The following is a 16,282-nucleotide window of genomic DNA, read 5'->3' as shown; positions in this document are numbered from 1 at the left end:
AAGCGTAACCAGTCCGCCTCCCTGACTGAAGCCGGAAAACTCCAGCCTCCGCTGGCCCAATGTCTGGGAGCAGTTCACTTCGAAAAAGCGTAGCACGCTGCGGCCGTACTGGTTTCAGCTGCATTCTGACATTGGAGGACACGACGGAAGTCAAACGGACAGCTGAAAAACGGTTGCTCCCGAAACCCATGTCCGCACACCCGTCATCGCAGCTACCGCTTGATCTGCTGAAGCTGCCTGTCGAAATCCGTCGGGTCGAAATAATCGCGCCACACGGTGATTTGGCCGCCCTCCACGGTGAGCGTTCCCATCACCGGCAGGGTGATCGTGCCGCCATTTTCGTGCGTGAAGACGTCGATGCGTTCGTTGAGGACCACCTTGCCCGAGGCGGCAATCTGGGTGACCTTCCAATCGACCTTGAAGGTTTTGCCGATACCGAAGTCGGCATGGAATTTGCGGACGCTTTCGCGTCCAAGGATGTCGGGAAACGGGACGTTGTCATAGAGCACATCGTCGGAGAGCATCGCCAGGGCCTCGTCGATGCGGTTGGCGCTCCAGTGGCCGAAAAACGTGTGGGCGATTTCAATGGGGGAAGCAGACATCGTGTTTGACCTTTCGGGTGAGGGGTTTTAACCGATTTTCACGAGATTGAGGGCGGGCAGGGGGCCCCCTGGAAACTGGACGAGACGTGCGCCGAGAGACAGCGGGCCGAGATCGATACCGAAGAAACCCAGTGTCTCGATCAGTGCTCCGACCTCAGCCTTGGCGCCGGCATCGTCGCCCGAGTAGAAGAGGACACGCCTGCCGCCGTCGCTGGCCGGATCTCCCGCAACAAGCTGCGGCTGAAGGTGATTGAAGGCCTTCACGACGCGCGCGCCGGGTACCAAGCCTTCGAACACTTCCGAGGACGTGCGGCCGTTGAGGTCGACCGGCTTGAACAGCGGGGCCTCTATCGGATTGTTGGTGTCGATGACGATGCGACCGCCGAAATCCGGCAGGTCTGCGAGCGCAGCCGGCAGTTTCGACCAGTTGACCGCAACGAAGACGATGTCTTTCGAAGCGGCCTCCTGCCGGGTTCCCGCTGTGATGGTCGGCCCAAGCGTGGCTACGGTGTCCGCCAGCGTTTCCGGTCCCCTGCTGTTGGAAAGGGTCGCAGCAATGCCGTGACGAGCAAGTGCCGTTGCAATGGCCAGGCCAATCTGCCCAGCGCCGATAATACCGATAGTAGACATGTTCGTTCTCCGATTGTGACTGGAAAGGTCAGGCTGTCAGGCCACCATCGGCGACGATGTCGGCGCCGGTGATGAAGGCCGCCTCGGGGCTGGCGAGATAGGCGACGAGGCTTGCGATCTCCGCGGGTTGTCCATAACGGCCAATGGCCATTCCCGGGCCGACAATGGCCGCGACCGGGCCGTCCGCAGGGTTCATGTCGGTGTCGGTCGGGCCGGGATGCACGGTGTTGACCGTTATGCCCTTTGGTCCAAGATCGCGCACGAGACTGCGGTTGAAGCCCGTGATCGCGCCTTTGGTGAGCGTATAGACGGAGGCGGTCGGGAAGGCTGCGTAGCGCGTCATCGACGAGCCGATGTGGATGATGCGCCCGCCCGGCTTCATATGGCGAACCGCTTCCTGCGTGGCGACGAAGACGCCTGTCACGTTGACGGCAATCATCCGCTCGTAGTCTTCGAAATTGTAGTCCTCGATCGGCGCGTTGACGGCAATGCCGGCATTGTTGACGAGAACGTCAAGCCCGCCGAAGGCTTCGACCGTGCGGGTGACCGCCGCCCGGACGGCCGCTGGGACACCTGCATCGGCTTCGATGGCGATCGCCTTGCCGCCGGCCGCCTCGATCTCAAGCACCACCTTGTTCGCACGCTCCGCAGACGCGCTGTAGGTCAGCGCCACCAAAGCGCCATCGGCGGACAGGCGCTTGGCAATCACCGCGCCGATCGAACGGGATCCGCCGGTGACAAGTGCAACTTTTCCGGAAAGGGGGTTGGATATCGCGGCCATGTCTTTTCACTCCATGAGGTCGTTGGATCTCACAATGGCGCACTTATTCCTTCTTGATTAGCGGGGTATGGCTTGTATGATTTTCAATGATTACTTGAAGGGGCTGGAATGGAAACGCTTGCCAATCTCGAATCCTTTGTTCGCAGCGCCGAGCACGGCAGCTTTTCTGGTGCCGCGCGTCGTTTGTCGCTGACGCCTGCAGCCGTCAGCCGCAATGTCGCGATGCTGGAGCGAAATCTGGGGGTCAGACTCTTTCACCGCTCGACCCGGCAACTCACGCTGACAGAGGCCGGAGAAAAGTTTCAGCTGTCGATTGCCGTCAATCTCGAGGGCATTCAGGCGGCAATCGCCGCTCTCGCGACAGATCGGGGAGAGCCGGGGGGGACGTTGAAGGTGAGCCTCTCGCCCACATTTGGCGTCGCCCATATCCTGCCGCTGTTGCCCGGTTTCATGGTGCGGTATCCGCGCATCCGGCCCGAATGGCATTTCGAGAACCGTCAGGTGGATCTCATCGCAGAAGGCTATGACGCCGCGATCGGCGGCGGCTTCGATCTGTCATCGGGCCTGGTCTCGCGCGCCTTGGCGCCCGCCCATATCATCCCCGTCGCCTCGCCATCCTATATGGCCAAACGGACATTCCCGCTCGATCCCTCCGGCCTAAAAGCGCTGGACGGCATCGTCATGCGCTCCTTGCAATCGGGCCGAACCCGGCACTGGACGATGCGGGACGTGACCGGTCGGGAAATGGCTGCACCGCTCTCCGAGACCATTGTCGTGAACGATCCGAATGCGATGCAGCAGGCGGCTCTTCTCGGCCTCGGCGTGGCCATGCTGGCGACGGCCGACGCGCATCCTGCACTGGAAGCCGGCAAACTGCTTCGACTGGTGCCGCGGTGGTATTCCGACGCCGGCGCGATCTCCATCTATTATGGGTCACGCACGCTCATCCCTGCAAAGACACGCGTGTTTGTCGATTGGGTCGTTTCGGCCTTCAAGGAACAAAGGCTGGCGGAACGCTTTGCCGGAAGCCTCGCGCCATCCAGTGGAGGGTGATGGCCGACGTCAGTGTCGCGACGCATCTTCGGCACCTGATCCGGAAGGTCTCGTTGGTGTCGAATCTGGGATGAAGGAATGTGCATTCAGCACTGTTTCTGTTCATTGCGCTCGTTCGCCATTTGAATACAATCATACAGGATGCTAAGCGCTGCGGCAAAAGCAAACACAGGCATCATTGGGGGAAACACCATGAATCAGGACGGACCGGATACCGGACCCGTGGAAACCCTGAGGCAGCCCAAACGGATCTCCTTGTCCGAGGGTGTCGCCGATTCCATTGCCGAAGCCATTTCCACGCGCGTCATCCAGCCGGGTGAGCGGGTGGTCGAAACGACGCTTGCGGAAAAGCTCGGCGTCAGCCGCGTTCCGATCCGCGAGGCCCTGAAGGTGCTGCATGCGCAGGGCATCCTGAGCGGCGGCGGCCACAAGGGCTATCGCATCGCGGCCTTCGATCCGCAAGTGACCCAGCAGGTGATGGAAGCGCGGCTTGCACTGGAATCCATCCTCCTGCGCGACGCGATCGAAAACTGGCGCAGCGGCGTGGAAGACGTCGGCGTGCTGCAGAAGGCGATCGACGAGATGCGCACCTCCGCCAGAGCCGGCAACGTGCGTGCCTCGCTGCTGGCGGATCTGGAGTTTCACAGAAGCATCCGCCTTGCGGCCCGCAACACGATTGTCGGCACGCTGTGGGATACGATTGCCCGGCACGTGATGATCGTCTTCAATCTGGACCGCTACCGCGACAACGATCTCGAGGCGATCCCGAAGCAGCACGAGGAGTTTCGACAGTTCATCCTGGCGGAGGTCGCCAAGCCGTCCTCGCGCTTCGGCGACATTGCCAAGGCGCTCGAGGATCACATGCTGCTGATCGAGCGGACCAAGCGCCGCAACGGTCAATATTCATGACCGGAGTGCACGGGCGGCGCCAGTCCTGCCCGTGCTGTCACGCTGTCGCCGCCGGCCCTACGTAGACTGTAATCTCCACCTCGACCTTGACATGGGCGGAGCCGAGGCCGGCCACGATCATGCCGGTGTGCGGCGGACGATGATCCCCGAAGAAGGCCAGCCGCTCGCGCGTCACCGCCGGCGCATCCTCCCGGTTGACCAGCAGGGTGCTGATCCGGACAACCTGCTCGCGGTTGGCGCCGATATGGGCGAGGATCCGGTCGATGTTGCGATAGATCTGTGCCGCCTGGGCGCCCGCATCCTCGCCGCCGACCCATTTGCCATCGACATCCCGTGCCACCTGTCCCGCCACGAAGGCAAACCCTCCGGCCAGCGCCACATGTTCGTATCCTGCCACGCGGTTCACATCCGCCGGACTGGTCAGGGTCACTCCCTCATGCATTCCATGCTCCTCCCCCGCCTCTCTCGTGACAGGAAGCTTACGAAAAATAGATTGTAATACAAGTATACAAAAATTATGGTGACTGCATCACAAAACATGAGGAGCAGAACCGGTGAGACTGGAAGGAATGGTGGCCGTCATTACGGGTGGCGCCGGCGGCATGGGGCGCGATACGGCGCTGCTGTTTGCCCGCGAAGGTGCCGCGGTGGTGGTGGGCGATGTCAATGACGCGGCGGGTCAGGCGCTTGCCGGCGAGGTGGCGGCTGCGGGCGGGCGGCTTGCCTATGTTCACTGCGATGTTTCGAAGGAAAAGGATGTCGTCGATCTGATTGCCACAGCCGAAACCCGGTTCGGCAAGCTGAACACCATCTTCAACAATGCCGGTGTGGAGCAGCCGGTCACGCCCTCCACGGAGGTGTCGGAAGACCTCTTCGACCGGGTCACCTCGATCAACCTCAAGGGGACCTTCTTCGGCTGCAAGCATGCGCTGCCGGCGCTTTTGCGCAATGGCGGCGGCACCATCGTCAACAATTCCTCCGTCAGCGCCTTTGCCAATGTGGGCGGCAACCTCTCCTATGCCGCATCGAAGGGCGGCATCATGTCCATGACGCGGGTGATCGCCATCGAATATGCCGCGCGCAACATCCGCTGCAACGCGATCAATCCCGGCGTCATCGATACCGACATGAACCGTCGCAACAAGGCGCTTGCCAGCGACCCGGATGCCGTCGAGCAGACGTGGCGGAGCATCACGCCGATGGGCCGCATGGGCACGGGCAACGAGATCGGCGAGGCCGTGCTGTTTCTCGCCTCTCCCCAGTCCTCCTTCGTCACGGGGATCGGTCTTGTCATCGATGGCGGGAGGATTGCCACGTGAGCGGGGTTCTTCAGGGAAAGGTGACGGTCGTCACCGGTGCTGCCCGTGGCCTCGGCCGCGCGGTTGCCAAGGCCTATGCGGCGGAGGGGGCGGTCGTCTACGCCCTCGATGTGCTGGAGGACGAAGTGGCGACGCTGGCGACAGAGCCGGGTGATCTGCGTCCCGGTCGTCTCGATCTGGCCGATCCTGCCGATATCGAGCAGGTGATGACGGCGATCGAGGCGGAGGCGGGGCGGGTCGACGTACTCGTCAACAATGCCGGCATCATCTTCTTCAAGCCGGTGGAAGAGGTGTCGCTTGCCGATTGGGACCTGTTGATGAACATCAACCTGCGCGGCGCCTTTCTCTGCTGCCGGGCGGTGGCACCGGGCATGAAGGCACGGCGCAGCGGCGCCATCATCAACGTGTCGAGCAATGCCGGCATCAAGGGCGATACGGACGAAAGCACCTATTGTGCCTCGAAATTCGGGCTGGAAGGTCTCTCCCGGGCGCTGGCCGTGGAGTTTGCCCCCTACAATGTCTCGGTCAATTCGATCACGCCCGGCCATCCCATGCACACGGCGATGAGCGAGATCACCTACAGCGCGGAACTGCGCAGGATCTGGAAGGACCCGATCGAGCTGACGCCGGCCTTCGTTCATCTGGCGCTGCAGGATGCATCCGGCATAACCGACCAGCGCATCCGCGCCTGGGACATGGTGGTGGAGCTTGGCAAGGGCGGGTGATCCGCCCGCCCGTCTTTTGTATCTTGTCTTTCGTCTTCGGAAACGGGCAGGGCGGTGGGTATCGACCCACCGCCCTCAAGCCTATCCGATGCTCGTTTCGACGCGGTGTGTGCCGCCTTTTTCCGATTGGGCGATGACAGTGACGCGGCCCTTGCCTTCGATGCGCACCAGCCATTCCATGGGCTTTGCCGTGGCAGACCATTGCTGGCCCCAGGGCGACCACGGATAAAGCCGTTCGTTGCGACCGGCGAGGTGGCCGAGATCGGCGCGAAGCGGGTTCATCACCAGTTCGCCGCCCTCGATTTCAACTGTGGCGATGACAGGTTTTGCCACGTTGTTGGCAATTGCGACGCTGGAGAGGTTGGTTGGCAGATAGCCGTGATTGCTGATCTCGGCGCGGATCTTGTAGAGGCCGGCGCCCAGCGGCTCCACCGCAACGTGATCGATCTTCACGCGGGGGGCTGCGGCGGCATGCTTCAGGTTGAACAGCACATTGGTGCGGCAGATCTCTTCCAGCAGGAAACCCGGCGGATTGCGGTAGGTCCAGATATTGACCATGCCGCCGATTTCGACAGGGCCGAGCTGCGGATGGTCGAAGGGCTTCCAGTCCCGCCAGCCCTTGTCCGCCATGTGGGTCTTCACATAGTCATAGACCTTCTGCTGTACGGCCTCGTTGCGGGGATAGAGATTGTAATAGCCTTCCTTCGGCACCCCGGCCGTCCGTTCGAGATCCCAGAGTTCCGTACCGAAGCTGATGATCCCCATCTCCTCGTAGGTCCAATCCATCAGCCCGCCGCGCCTAACCTTGGTCTTGTCGGGGGTAAAGTCCTCGTAGATCGAAACGGTCGGATAACCGGTGAGTTCGGTGCCCACCTTGCCGATTTCCTTGTAGAGGTTGATGTCTGCCGCACTCATGGCGCTGTCCGGCTTGGTCATCGAGGGGCGCATGATGATGCCGCCATGGGTGTGATAGGCGCACATGCCGCAGATATTGGGATGGTCGAGGATCAGCTTCGCCATGGCCGCCGCCTCCGGTTCGGAGAGCGGATGCGTACCGGCACCATATTCCTGCGGTGACCAGTTGGTGGGGAAGTTGCGGTTCATGTTGCCGTCGAAGGGCTTTTCGATCGGCACGTTCACGCCATCGAAATTGCGGATCGTGCCTTCCGGGTAGAGACGGTAATACTGGCCGCCTTCCTCGCCGGGGCGCCGCTGCACCATGATGTCGGGATTGCTTTCGCTCTTCTTCCATTCGCCCCGGCTGTCGGGAACGCGCATCCAGACCAGAAAGCCGTCGCCGTCGATATCGTCGGGGATCAGGCCCTCGATCCGGTCGAAGCCGGGCAGGAAGCGCCCGTTGCCACACCAGTTGTAATAGGGCGGTTGCAGCGACAGTTCCGCCCCATCCGGATTGATGCGCGGCAGAATGTAGAAGGCCTGGCTATCGACCAGCCTCGTCACCTCCTCGTCGCGACCATACTGCGTCAGCAGGTGCCAGATGGCGTAAAGTGCTGTGGCGCTGGTTGCGTGTTCTTCCGCGTGGATCTGGGCGTCGATGTAATAGCCCGGTTTTTCGAGCGCCGGCCCCGTCTTCGGATTGCCGATCTCCATCAGCCAGACATCGCGGCCCTGCAGGCTCTTTCCGATGGAGGAGAGGGTTGCAAGCTCGGGATAGGCAGCGGCGAGCGCCTTCAGGCGCTCCGTCATCTCGTCATAGGTATAGTAGCGGTCAAAGGCGATGTCAGGCAGGCTCATGATGTCGTGTCCATCCGGAAACTGTGTTGCAGGGCGTCAGGGAGCGGTGCGGATGCAGGCGCTGAAATGGCCGGGGGCGATCTCGTTGAGGGCCGGCACGACGCTCGCGCAATCCGCAATCGCCATGGGGCAGCGGGTGCGGAAGACGCAGCCGCTCGGCGGGTTCAGCGGGCTCGGAATATCGCCCTTCAGGATGATGCGGTTCTTCGGCGCATCCGGATCTGGCTTCGGAACGGCCGACAGCAGCGCCTGGGTATACGGATTGTTCGGACGGCTGTAGAGCGCCCTGGTCGGCGCCACCTCCATGATCCGCCCGAGATACATCACGATCACCCGGTCGCAGATGTGCTCCACGACCGCCAGATCATGCGCAATGAACAGCATGGTCAGGTTGAACTGTTCCTTGAGGTCATCGAGAAGGTTGATCACCTGGGCTTGGATCGACACGTCGAGCGCCGAGACCGGCTCGTCCGCGACGATGAAATCGGGCTCGACGGCAAGCGCGCGCGCAATGCCGATGCGCTGCCTCTGGCCGCCCGAGAATTCGTGCGGGAAACGGTCCTGATAGTCCGCCGAGAGGCCCACCTGTTCGAGAAGCGCCACGACGCGGTCCTGCCGCTCGCTGGGGGCGCCGATCCCGTGCACGGAAAGGGCGTGCGAGAGGATGGTGCGGACCTTCTCGCGCGGATTGAGGCTGGCATAAGGGTCCTGGAAGACGATCTGCATCCTCTTCCGGAAGCGGCGCATCTCCGGCCGCGACAGGAGGTTGAGATTGGTGCCGTCGAAGTCCACCGTCCCGGAGGTCGGTTCGAGAAGCCGAAGGATGGTGCGGCCGACCGTGCTCTTGCCGGAGCCGGATTCGCCGACAAGACCGACCACTTCTCCACGATCCACGCGAAAGCTGACATCGTTGACGGCGTGCACCGAACGGACGACACGGTTGAGGATGCCGCCCCGCAGCGGGAAGACCTTTCTGAGGTTTTGGACGATCAACAGGGCTTCGGATCGATCCGGCACGTTTGCAGCCTGCATCACGAAACCTTCCTTGTCATGAGTTGGAGTTCCCGCCAGCGCACGCAGCGCACGGCGCGGCCGGGTTCTGGCATGTCCAGGTCCGGTTCGGCGGCGGCGCAGAGGTCCGTGGCGAAGCTGCAGCGGGTGCGGAAGCGACAGCCGCTCGGCAGCCGCGTCAGCGGCGGCACGTAACCGGGAATGGTCTGCAGCTTTTCGCGACGGTCCGTCGAGCCGAGCCTCGGGATCGACTGCATCAGGCCCGCCGTATAGGGCATCAGGGGGCCGGCGAAGATGTCGCGCACGCTGCCGGTCTCGACCACCTGGCCGGCATACATCACCACCACCCGGTCCGCCATTTCGGCGACCACGCCGAGATCGTGGGTGATGAACACGATCGCCATGCCGAGTTTTTGCTGCAGGTTGCGCATGATGTCGAGGATCTGCGCCTGGATGGTCACGTCGAGCGCCGTCGTCGGCTCGTCGGCAATCAGCACGGAGGGCTCGCAGGAGAGCGCCATGGCAATCATCGCCCGCTGCCGCATGCCGCCCGACATTTCATGCGGATAGCTGTCGGCGCGGCGCTGCGGTTCTGGGATGCCGACGAGTTCCAGCATCTCGACGGCACGGGCGCGGGCCTGTGCCTTGCTGAGCTTCTGGTGCTGGATGACGACTTCTGCGATCTGCCGGCCGATGGTGTGGACAGGATTGAGGCTCGTCATTGGCTCCTGAAAAATCATGCCGATGTCGTTGCCGCGCACGTCCCGCATCTGCCGCTCCGAAAGGTCAAGCAGGCTCTTGCCGCGCAGCCTGATGTCGCCGCCCGACACGAAGCCCGTCTTCTTCGGCAGGAGCCGCATGATGGAGAGGCTGGTGACCGACTTGCCCGAACCACTTTCGCCGACGATGGCCAGCGTTTCGCCGCCGTTGACGCTGAAGCTGACGCCATCGACCGCACGGATGATCTGCCCTTCGCCGGCCAGAAAGCTGGTCTGCAGGCCCGTCACCTCCAGAAGCGGTGGCGCGGATGCGAGAGGGGGGGCTGCGGTCTCGCTCATCGTCGCGTCTCCTGTTTGCCTGTCATGCCACGGCCCTCGCCGCCATCGCGCCCGTTGGAACCGTGTAGCGGCCCCAGCCGGGGTCTGTGCTGATCTTTCCGTCCTCAAACACGGTGCGTCCGCGCACCAGGGTGCGGCGGATGGCCCCTTCGAATTCCGCGTTCTGGTAGAGGTGCGAAATATCGCGTGCATGGGTGAAAAGCGTCTGCGGGGTAATGCGCGTGCGGCCCTTCAGATCCACGAGCACCAGATCGGCATCGGCGCCGACCCGGATTGCACCCTTGTCCGGCAGGTTGAAGCGGCGGGCGGCATTGCCGGACAGCAGTGCCACCATGCGCGGCAGATCCAGTCTTTTCCTGCAGACCGCATCCAGCATAGCCGGCAGCATGGTTTCGAGCCCGGGCGAGCCGGGAGGCGCCTTCGGGAAATTGCCGAGATGGGCCTGCTTTTCCGCAAAGGCGAAGGCGGCATGGTCCGTCGTCACGTGATCGATGGTGCCATCGGCAAGCGCTTCCCACAGCGCATCCTGATCGATCTTGCTGCGCACCGGCGGATTGATTTTTGCAAACACGCCCGCCGCCTGCACGTCTTCCACGGTTCGCACGAGATAATGCGGGCAGGTTTCCGCTGAAAAGTCGGAGGTTCCCTTGAAGCGGCGCAGCACGTCGACGGTGAGTGCGCTGGTGACGTGCGCGATATGCAGGCGGGCCCCGGCCTGCATGTTCATCAAAAGCAGCTTGGCAACGGCGACGGCCTCGCAGATCTCGGGCCGAAGCGCACAATGGGTTGTGGCAAGCGACGGATCGAGACCGGCCGCCTCCGCGGCATAATGGGCCAGCAATTGTTCGCTTTCGGCATGCACCACCACCGGCAGGCCGGTGCGTGCCAGCGCCTCAAGCGTTGCAAGCTGGCTTCCCTCGTCTGGAAAGGACAGGCCGGCGAACTCGTCATCGCGTCCGGGCGGGGCGGCGGTCGTGAAGATCTTGAAGGCGATGGCGCCGGCGCTCGCGCTTGCCTCCAGCGCCTTCGCCGAGAGATCTCCCGGCGCGGCATAGAGCGCAAAATCCACCAGCGCCCGGTCTGCGAAATGATCGCGCCGGATCATCACGCGCTCGGCGCTGTTGCAGCAGGGTTTCGAGATCGGCATCTCGAACAGCGTGGTGATGCCACCGGCGGCTGCTGCCCGGGTTTCGCTTTCCACGCTGCCGCGCTCGGGAAAGGCCGGCGCCCGCACATGGCAGTGAATGTCGATCACACCCGGCAGGAGATGCAGTCCGATGGCATCGATCACGTGGTCTGCTGCAACCGGGGTGCCGGGTGCCACCATGGCTGCGATCTTGCCATGCGCGAGCGCGACGTCGGCGGCTGCGATGCCCTCGGAAGACACGATTTGGGCATTGCGGATCAGGGTCTCGTATGCAGCCGTCATTTCAGACCCAGTTCCGTCAGTGCCTCAGCCACGCCATCCAGGTTGGTCAGCTTCATGCTGGCATAGTTGGGAGCAAGAACAATGCCATCTCCGCCGGCCCGGTAGGTTGCCATCACGCTGCGATAGGCGATGTCGGGCGTGCATTGCGCCTGATCGGCGCGGGTGCGCGGGGCATCCACGCCGATCCCCATGAACACCTTCGCCTTGCCGTTCACCCCGCGCACCGCATCGGCGCACTGGCCCTCGACATAGGTATCGGGATCCATGCCCGTCTGGATGACGCTCACATAGGGCGCCTCCTTCAGGCCGAGCAGCCGGTAGAGCACGGCGGTTGCCTCGTCTGGCGAAAAATCGCGCAGGATGGTCTTCTGGAAGAAACCGAGTTCCTTGGCGAACACCTCACCGGCCTGATGCTGGTAGGTGATGGGTTTCACCCAGTCCGCATAGAGCGTCTGTTCTTCCCAGGGCCACTGCGCCTTGCGGAAGATGTTGAAATGGTTGCGGTTCCAGACATTGAGCCCGAAGGGCAGCGACGGCTTGCACCATTTGACGAGGCCATAAAGCTCGCGATCCAGATCCTTGTTGCGCTCCAGCCAGAAGCGCTCCCAGATCAGTGCCTCGGGATTGGCAAGCAGGGTCCGCAGGAAGGTGATGAAGGCGCCGTCCGCAAAAGTCTTGCCGGCTTTGGCCTCCTGCATGAAGTCGTAGAGGTTGAGGAGGGCCTTGCGGCAGGCCTCCACGTCAATGCCGCGTTCCATCGCCTCGCGTCGGGCATGGGTGGAAAAATCGCCGGGCGCACCGCCCTGGATCAGCGTGTCGAGCGGCGAGTTGCGCTCGTTGCACCACATCACGCCGTCGATGTCGTGGTTGCGGACCTGATCCTCGATCATCGAGAGGATCCAGTTGCGGTAGCCGGGATGGCTGGTCGAGGGATCGGAGCCGATGCGACCGAAGATGTCGATTTCCATCGCTTGGGCGAGGTTCGGAATATCGACGGTGTTGACGGAGCCGTGGCCGGTATATTTGAAGAAGGGCTCCATCAGTTCGATATAGACCTTCATGCCGCGTGCATGGGCCGCCGGCAGGACCATCTTCAGGATGTCCTTGCCGTCGAATTGCGGGTCGCGGGTGCGATAATCCTTCATGAAGGTGCCGCCATAATAGGCAGGGTCGGGGTCGAAATAGGCGCCGCCCGTCATCGCGAAGGGCTCCGGCACGCCATGGTCCGGCCAGCCGTCGAGCTGCCAGGAAATCGAGCGACCGGTCTTCAGACCGAGCCACGAGACGGTGCCGAGCATCAGCACGTTGACGCCCACCCGGTTCTGCAGCGTATCGAGAACGGCCTCGACGCCCTCGTCGAGAAAGCTGATCGGGCTGATCTGGATGCCGACGAATTTTTGGCTCGGATCGGGTTTTCCGGTCATGCCGCGGCCTTTCCATGGCTGGCGATGAAGGTTTTCATGCGGGAGACGGCTTCCTTGATGCGCGGCAGCGGCTGCAGGAACGAAATGCGGATGTAGTCCGGGTTCGCATCGCCGAACATGGTGCCGGGAAACAGCATTACGCCCGTTTCGCGCAGCAGCCTTTCGCAGAATTCCGGAGTCGGCATGCCGGTGGCGGAGACGTTGGTATAGACATAGAAGGCGCCGCCCGGATCCCCATAGGTCAGGCCCATCTCATCGAGCGCCGGCAGCAGATAGGCGCGCCGCGCCGCATATTCGGCAATCATCGCCTCGATCGGCTCCTGCGGTCCGGTAAGTGCCGCAAGTGCTGCGTGCTGCGAGATGGTGCAGGTGTTGATCGACAGCGTGTGGCGCACTTCCACGATCTTTGCGACGTAATCCGAGGGGGCCGCCAGATAGCCGACCCGCCAGCCGGTCATGGCATAGGTCTTGGAGAAGCCGTTCAGCGTGATCGTGCGCTCCTTCATGCCGGGCAGGCTGGCAATCGCCAGATGCTCATGGCCCTCGTAGATGATGCGGGCATAGATCTCGTCGGACACGATCAGCAGGTTATGCCTGACAGCGAGATCGGCGATCTCCCGGATCACGGCGGGCGGCGTCACCGCACCTGTCGGATTGTTGGGGGAGACCAGCACGAACATTTTCGTGCGCGGCGTGATGCGCTTTTCGATCTCGGCAACGTCGAGCGCGAAATCATTGGCCTCATAGGTCGGAACCGGAACCGGAACGCCCCCCGCCAGCCGCACCGCCGTGTCATAGGTGGTGAAGCGCGGCGAGGTGATGAGAACCTCGTCGCCGGCGCCGATCAGCGTCAGCATGATCAGCGTGATCGATTCCTGCACGCCGGCGGTAACGACGATGTCGTCGGCGCCGTAGGCAAGCCCGTATTGCCGGTTGAGATCGGCAGCGATTGCCTCGCGCAGCGCCGGAATGCCGGTCGGGCCGGTGTAATGGTGCTGGTTGTCGTGGATTGCGCGGATCGCGGCCTCGGCAATATGGGCGGGGGTGTGAAAATCCGGGTCACCGCGACCCATGGCAATCACGTCCGGCAGGCCGGCGGCGATGGCGAGCATCTTGCTGCGAAAGGCACCGTCTTCCTCGGTTATGCGGTCGGTGAGGCAGTCTGTGACGAAACTCATGGGATCAATGCATCCGTTTTCCGGCGATGAAGGTCATGGCGATCTTTTCGAGCGCGAACAGGTCCTCGTCGGGTCTGCCGTCGACGACGATCAGGTCCGCCTCCTTGCCCGTCTCCACGGTGCCGATCAGGTGGTCCATCTTCGACAGTTTTGCGCCGCGAATGGTGATGGCCCTGAGGGCATCCAGACGGTCGGGGCAGACGCCGACCTCGACCATGAAGTCGAGTTCCGGGGCGATCGAGCTGTGTTCCACGGCGGGGCTTCCGGCATCGGTGCCGAAGACGATTGGTACGCCGGCCTTTGCCGCGCGTACCAGCCCGCCGAAGCGCGACTTGTCGGCCACTGCCTTCTGCCGCTCGAGGATCTTCCATTCCGGGATGCCGAATTTCCGGGCGATCTCCGGCTTCGACTGCATGACCAGCGCCGAAAAGGTGGTGACGATCGGGATTTGTCTGTCGAGGAGGATCTGGATCGTCTCGTCGCTCATCGAGCCGCCATGCTCGACGCAGTCCACGCCGAATTCTGCGACATGGCGGATGCAGGCGTCATAGGTCGCGTGCGCCGTGACCGGCAGGCGGTGCCTGTGCGCTTCGTCGATCAGCGCTTCCAGCTCGGCATCGGTGAATTCCAGCGTGTCGTGGCAGGCCATGATCTTGATGAGGTCGGCGCCGCCCTTCAGCTGGTCGCGCACGGCGCGGCGCATCTCATCGGCGCCGCTCGCCTCCCGGCAGACCCAGTAGGTATGCCCGCCGGTCTGGATGATGGCTTCGCCGCTCACCTTGAGGCGCGGGCCGGGAAAGATGCCCTGTGCGACCGCCTGCTTGGTGAAGAGATTGGCGTTGTGGACGCCGAGATCGCGCACCAGCGTGATGCCGGATTGCAGGCTGCGCAGCATGTTGCCGGCCGCCTTGTAGGCGCGGATTTCCGGGCTGTCATACATGGACTGGAAGGAGAGTTCGTGAATGCCGTCCCAGGAGAGATGCGCATGGGAATTGATCATGCCGGGCATGATCGTCTTGGCCCCGGTGTCGATCACCTCAGCACCCTCCGGCATTGCGGCGAGATCCGCGCGCTGTCCGACCGCCGTGATGCGGCCGCCCTGCACCTCGACGAAACCGTTCTCGATGATCTCGTCATCGACGGCGGTGATGATGCGCCCCAAGAGCAGGCGGTGCGGGGCAGGGATGTCGAACATCGGCTTGATGATCTTGGTATAGTGCCAGGCTGCGGGTTCGGGCATGGTCAAAACCTCCGGAAGGGTGGGAATGCGCGATTGCGCGCGTTGTGTCGGGGCGCCTTGGCGGGCGCGGCCTGTGCGGGCGCGCTCACAGCACGTCCTCGTGGTAGGGGCCGATGACGTCGATGCGGGAAGAGACGCCGAGTTCACGGCCGAGTGCCAGGAGATCGGCCAGCACCTCGTCATCCAGAGGCACGCCGTCCGCGGATTTGCGGGCAACGCGGCGCGCCTCCTGTTCGCCGGGCAGCAGGATTTCGGAAAAACCGGGACGCGTCTTGCGGCTCTTCACCATGCCGGCAAAGTCGTTCATGCGCGCCTTGAAGGTCTCGATCGGCATGAACCATTCGATGTCGATGGCAGTGAGCGCATGGGAAACGTCGAGCCGCGCCGGATCGGCATAGGGAGTGAGCCCGAAGCCGCCGCCACCGATCACGCCGGTCAAAACGTCGGTCATGAAGGCAAGGCCGTAGCCCTTGTATTCGCCGATGGCGAGCAGCGCGCCCTTCATGGCTGCATCGGGATCGTCGGTCACCTCGCCGTCCGGGGTCAGTGCCCAGTCGAGCGGCATTTTCCGGCCCTCGCGTGAGCGCCACAGCATCATGCCCTTGCCGGCGGTCGTCAGGGCAAAGTCCATCACGACAGGAAAGCCAAGGCCGGTCGGCGCGGCAATCCCCCAGGGATTGGTGCCGACGGCGCCCTCGCGGGCACCCCAGGGGGCCATTTCCGGTCCCGCGTTCGTATAGGCGATCCCGATGCAGCCGGCTTCTTCTGCCTGACAGGCATGCACGGCGGACGAACCGTAATGCGTGGAATTGCGCACGATCACCTGGCCGATGCCGCAGGTCTTCGATTTCTCGATGGCAAGTTTCATGGCGCGCGCGGCGGCCACGGTGCCGATGCCGTTATGCGCATCCACCAAAGCAAGCGCCGGACTTTCCTTGACGACTTCGAAGGGCGCACGCGGATCGACCAGCTTCTGGCTGATGCGTTCCTGATAGCGGCGCAACCGCCGCACGCCCTGGCCATGGCCGGGGTGAAAGCGCAGTTCGGAAAAGATCAGCGCATCGGCAAAGATCCGTGCATCCTCAGCGCTCAGCCCGAGACCCTCAAAACCCTCGGTCATGAAGGCGGACAGGCTTTGTCTGTCGACGCTGGTCATGGAAATCGGCAT

16 protein-coding genes are annotated in these 16,282 nt (G+C 62.9%); 4 read left to right on the top strand and 12 right to left on the bottom strand.

Annotation, left to right across the window (positions count from 1 at the left end; translation table 11 throughout):
- Positions 1-212 precede the first annotated feature (212 nt).
- Genes ACEXP3_RS08785 through ACEXP3_RS08775 form a run of 3 tightly spaced genes read right to left on the bottom strand, consistent with a single transcriptional unit; the run spans position 213 to position 2,013 of the window.
- Complete coding sequence (locus ACEXP3_RS08785; protein ID WP_377296891.1) at positions 213-602, bottom strand: limonene-1,2-epoxide hydrolase family protein; 390 nt, start codon at positions 600-602, stop codon at positions 213-215.
- Between the two features lie 27 nt (positions 603-629).
- Entirely contained in the window at positions 630-1,232 is a 603-nt protein-coding gene (locus ACEXP3_RS08780) for an NADPH-dependent F420 reductase (RefSeq protein WP_377296890.1), read from the bottom strand.
- Positions 1,233-1,260: 28 nt separating this feature from the next.
- Positions 1,261-2,013, bottom strand: a complete 753-nt coding sequence (locus ACEXP3_RS08775; RefSeq protein WP_377296889.1) for a 3-oxoacyl-ACP reductase family protein — start codon at positions 2,011-2,013, stop codon at positions 1,261-1,263.
- Positions 2,014-2,121: 108 nt separating this feature from the next.
- On the opposite strand from ACEXP3_RS08775, the gene ACEXP3_RS08770 reads away from it, so the two are divergent.
- The gene (locus ACEXP3_RS08770) at positions 2,122-3,066 is read left to right on the top strand and encodes a LysR family transcriptional regulator (RefSeq protein ID WP_377296888.1); all 945 of its coding nucleotides are present in this window, start codon (positions 2,122-2,124) and stop codon (positions 3,064-3,066) included.
- A gap of 192 nt (positions 3,067-3,258) precedes the next feature.
- Positions 3,259-3,975 (top strand): GntR family transcriptional regulator, encoded by a 717-nt coding sequence (locus ACEXP3_RS08765; protein WP_185969729.1) that lies wholly within the window; start codon positions 3,259-3,261, stop codon positions 3,973-3,975.
- A 37-nt stretch (positions 3,976-4,012) separates the two neighbouring features.
- On the opposite strand, the gene ACEXP3_RS08760 is transcribed toward ACEXP3_RS08765, so the two are convergent.
- The gene (locus ACEXP3_RS08760; protein ID WP_377296887.1) at positions 4,013-4,417 is read right to left on the bottom strand and encodes a RidA family protein; all 405 of its coding nucleotides are present in this window, start codon (positions 4,415-4,417) and stop codon (positions 4,013-4,015) included.
- Between the two features lie 112 nt (positions 4,418-4,529).
- Here ACEXP3_RS08760 and ACEXP3_RS08755 point away from each other — a divergent pair, with 112 nt between their 5' ends.
- The gene (locus ACEXP3_RS08755; protein ID WP_377296886.1) at positions 4,530-5,294 is read left to right on the top strand and encodes an SDR family NAD(P)-dependent oxidoreductase; all 765 of its coding nucleotides are present in this window, start codon (positions 4,530-4,532) and stop codon (positions 5,292-5,294) included.
- Positions 5,291-6,019 carry an SDR family NAD(P)-dependent oxidoreductase gene (locus ACEXP3_RS08750; RefSeq protein WP_377296885.1) on the top strand — a complete coding sequence of 243 codons (729 nt, stop codon included), beginning with the start codon at positions 5,291-5,293 and terminating at the stop codon, positions 6,017-6,019. Before ACEXP3_RS08755 ends, ACEXP3_RS08750 begins: the two co-directional genes overlap by 4 nt.
- An 81-nt stretch (positions 6,020-6,100) precedes the next feature.
- Here ACEXP3_RS08750 and ACEXP3_RS08745 read toward each other — a convergent pair whose 3' ends face one another.
- From ACEXP3_RS08745 to ACEXP3_RS08710, 8 genes are all read right to left on the bottom strand, one after another.
- A complete protein-coding gene (locus tag ACEXP3_RS08745) occupies positions 6,101-7,774 on the bottom strand; it encodes a M14 family metallopeptidase (RefSeq protein WP_377296884.1) in 1,674 nt (557 codons plus the stop codon).
- Positions 7,775-7,810: 36 nt separating this feature from the next.
- Entirely contained in the window at positions 7,811-8,806 is a 996-nt protein-coding gene (locus ACEXP3_RS08740; protein WP_149746228.1) for an ABC transporter ATP-binding protein, read from the bottom strand.
- Entirely contained in the window at positions 8,806-9,843 is a 1,038-nt protein-coding gene (locus ACEXP3_RS08735; protein ID WP_377296883.1) for an ABC transporter ATP-binding protein, read from the bottom strand. Before ACEXP3_RS08735 ends, ACEXP3_RS08740 begins: the two co-directional genes overlap by 1 nt.
- 22 nt (positions 9,844-9,865) lie before the next feature.
- Positions 9,866-11,272 carry a dihydroorotase gene (locus ACEXP3_RS08730; RefSeq protein ID WP_377296882.1) on the bottom strand — a complete coding sequence of 469 codons (1,407 nt, stop codon included), beginning with the start codon at positions 11,270-11,272 and terminating at the stop codon, positions 9,866-9,868.
- Positions 11,269-12,696, bottom strand: coding sequence for an alpha-amylase family protein (locus ACEXP3_RS08725; RefSeq protein ID WP_377296881.1), 1,428 nt, complete (start codon positions 12,694-12,696; stop codon positions 11,269-11,271). The genes ACEXP3_RS08730 and ACEXP3_RS08725 overlap by 4 nt, the downstream gene beginning before the upstream one ends.
- Positions 12,693-13,874, bottom strand: coding sequence for a pyridoxal phosphate-dependent aminotransferase (locus ACEXP3_RS08720; RefSeq protein WP_377296880.1), 1,182 nt, complete (start codon positions 13,872-13,874; stop codon positions 12,693-12,695). Before ACEXP3_RS08720 ends, ACEXP3_RS08725 begins: the two co-directional genes overlap by 4 nt.
- Positions 13,875-13,878: 4 nt before the next feature.
- On the bottom strand, positions 13,879-15,114 hold the full coding sequence (locus tag ACEXP3_RS08715; protein ID WP_377296879.1) for an amidohydrolase family protein: 1,236 nt from the start codon (positions 15,112-15,114) through the stop codon (positions 13,879-13,881).
- An 85-nt stretch (positions 15,115-15,199) separates the two neighbouring features.
- Positions 15,200-16,282, bottom strand: coding sequence for an Ldh family oxidoreductase (locus ACEXP3_RS08710; protein WP_377296878.1), 1,083 nt, complete (start codon positions 16,280-16,282; stop codon positions 15,200-15,202).

Origin of the sequence: Neorhizobium fuzhouense (assembly GCF_042611105.1) — a bacterium.
In the GTDB taxonomy this organism is placed as follows: Bacteria; Pseudomonadota; Alphaproteobacteria; order Rhizobiales; family Rhizobiaceae; genus Neorhizobium; species Neorhizobium galegae_A.
The sequence above is the reverse complement of the archived record's forward strand: the minus strand, read 5'-3'. Positions and strand labels throughout refer to the sequence as shown.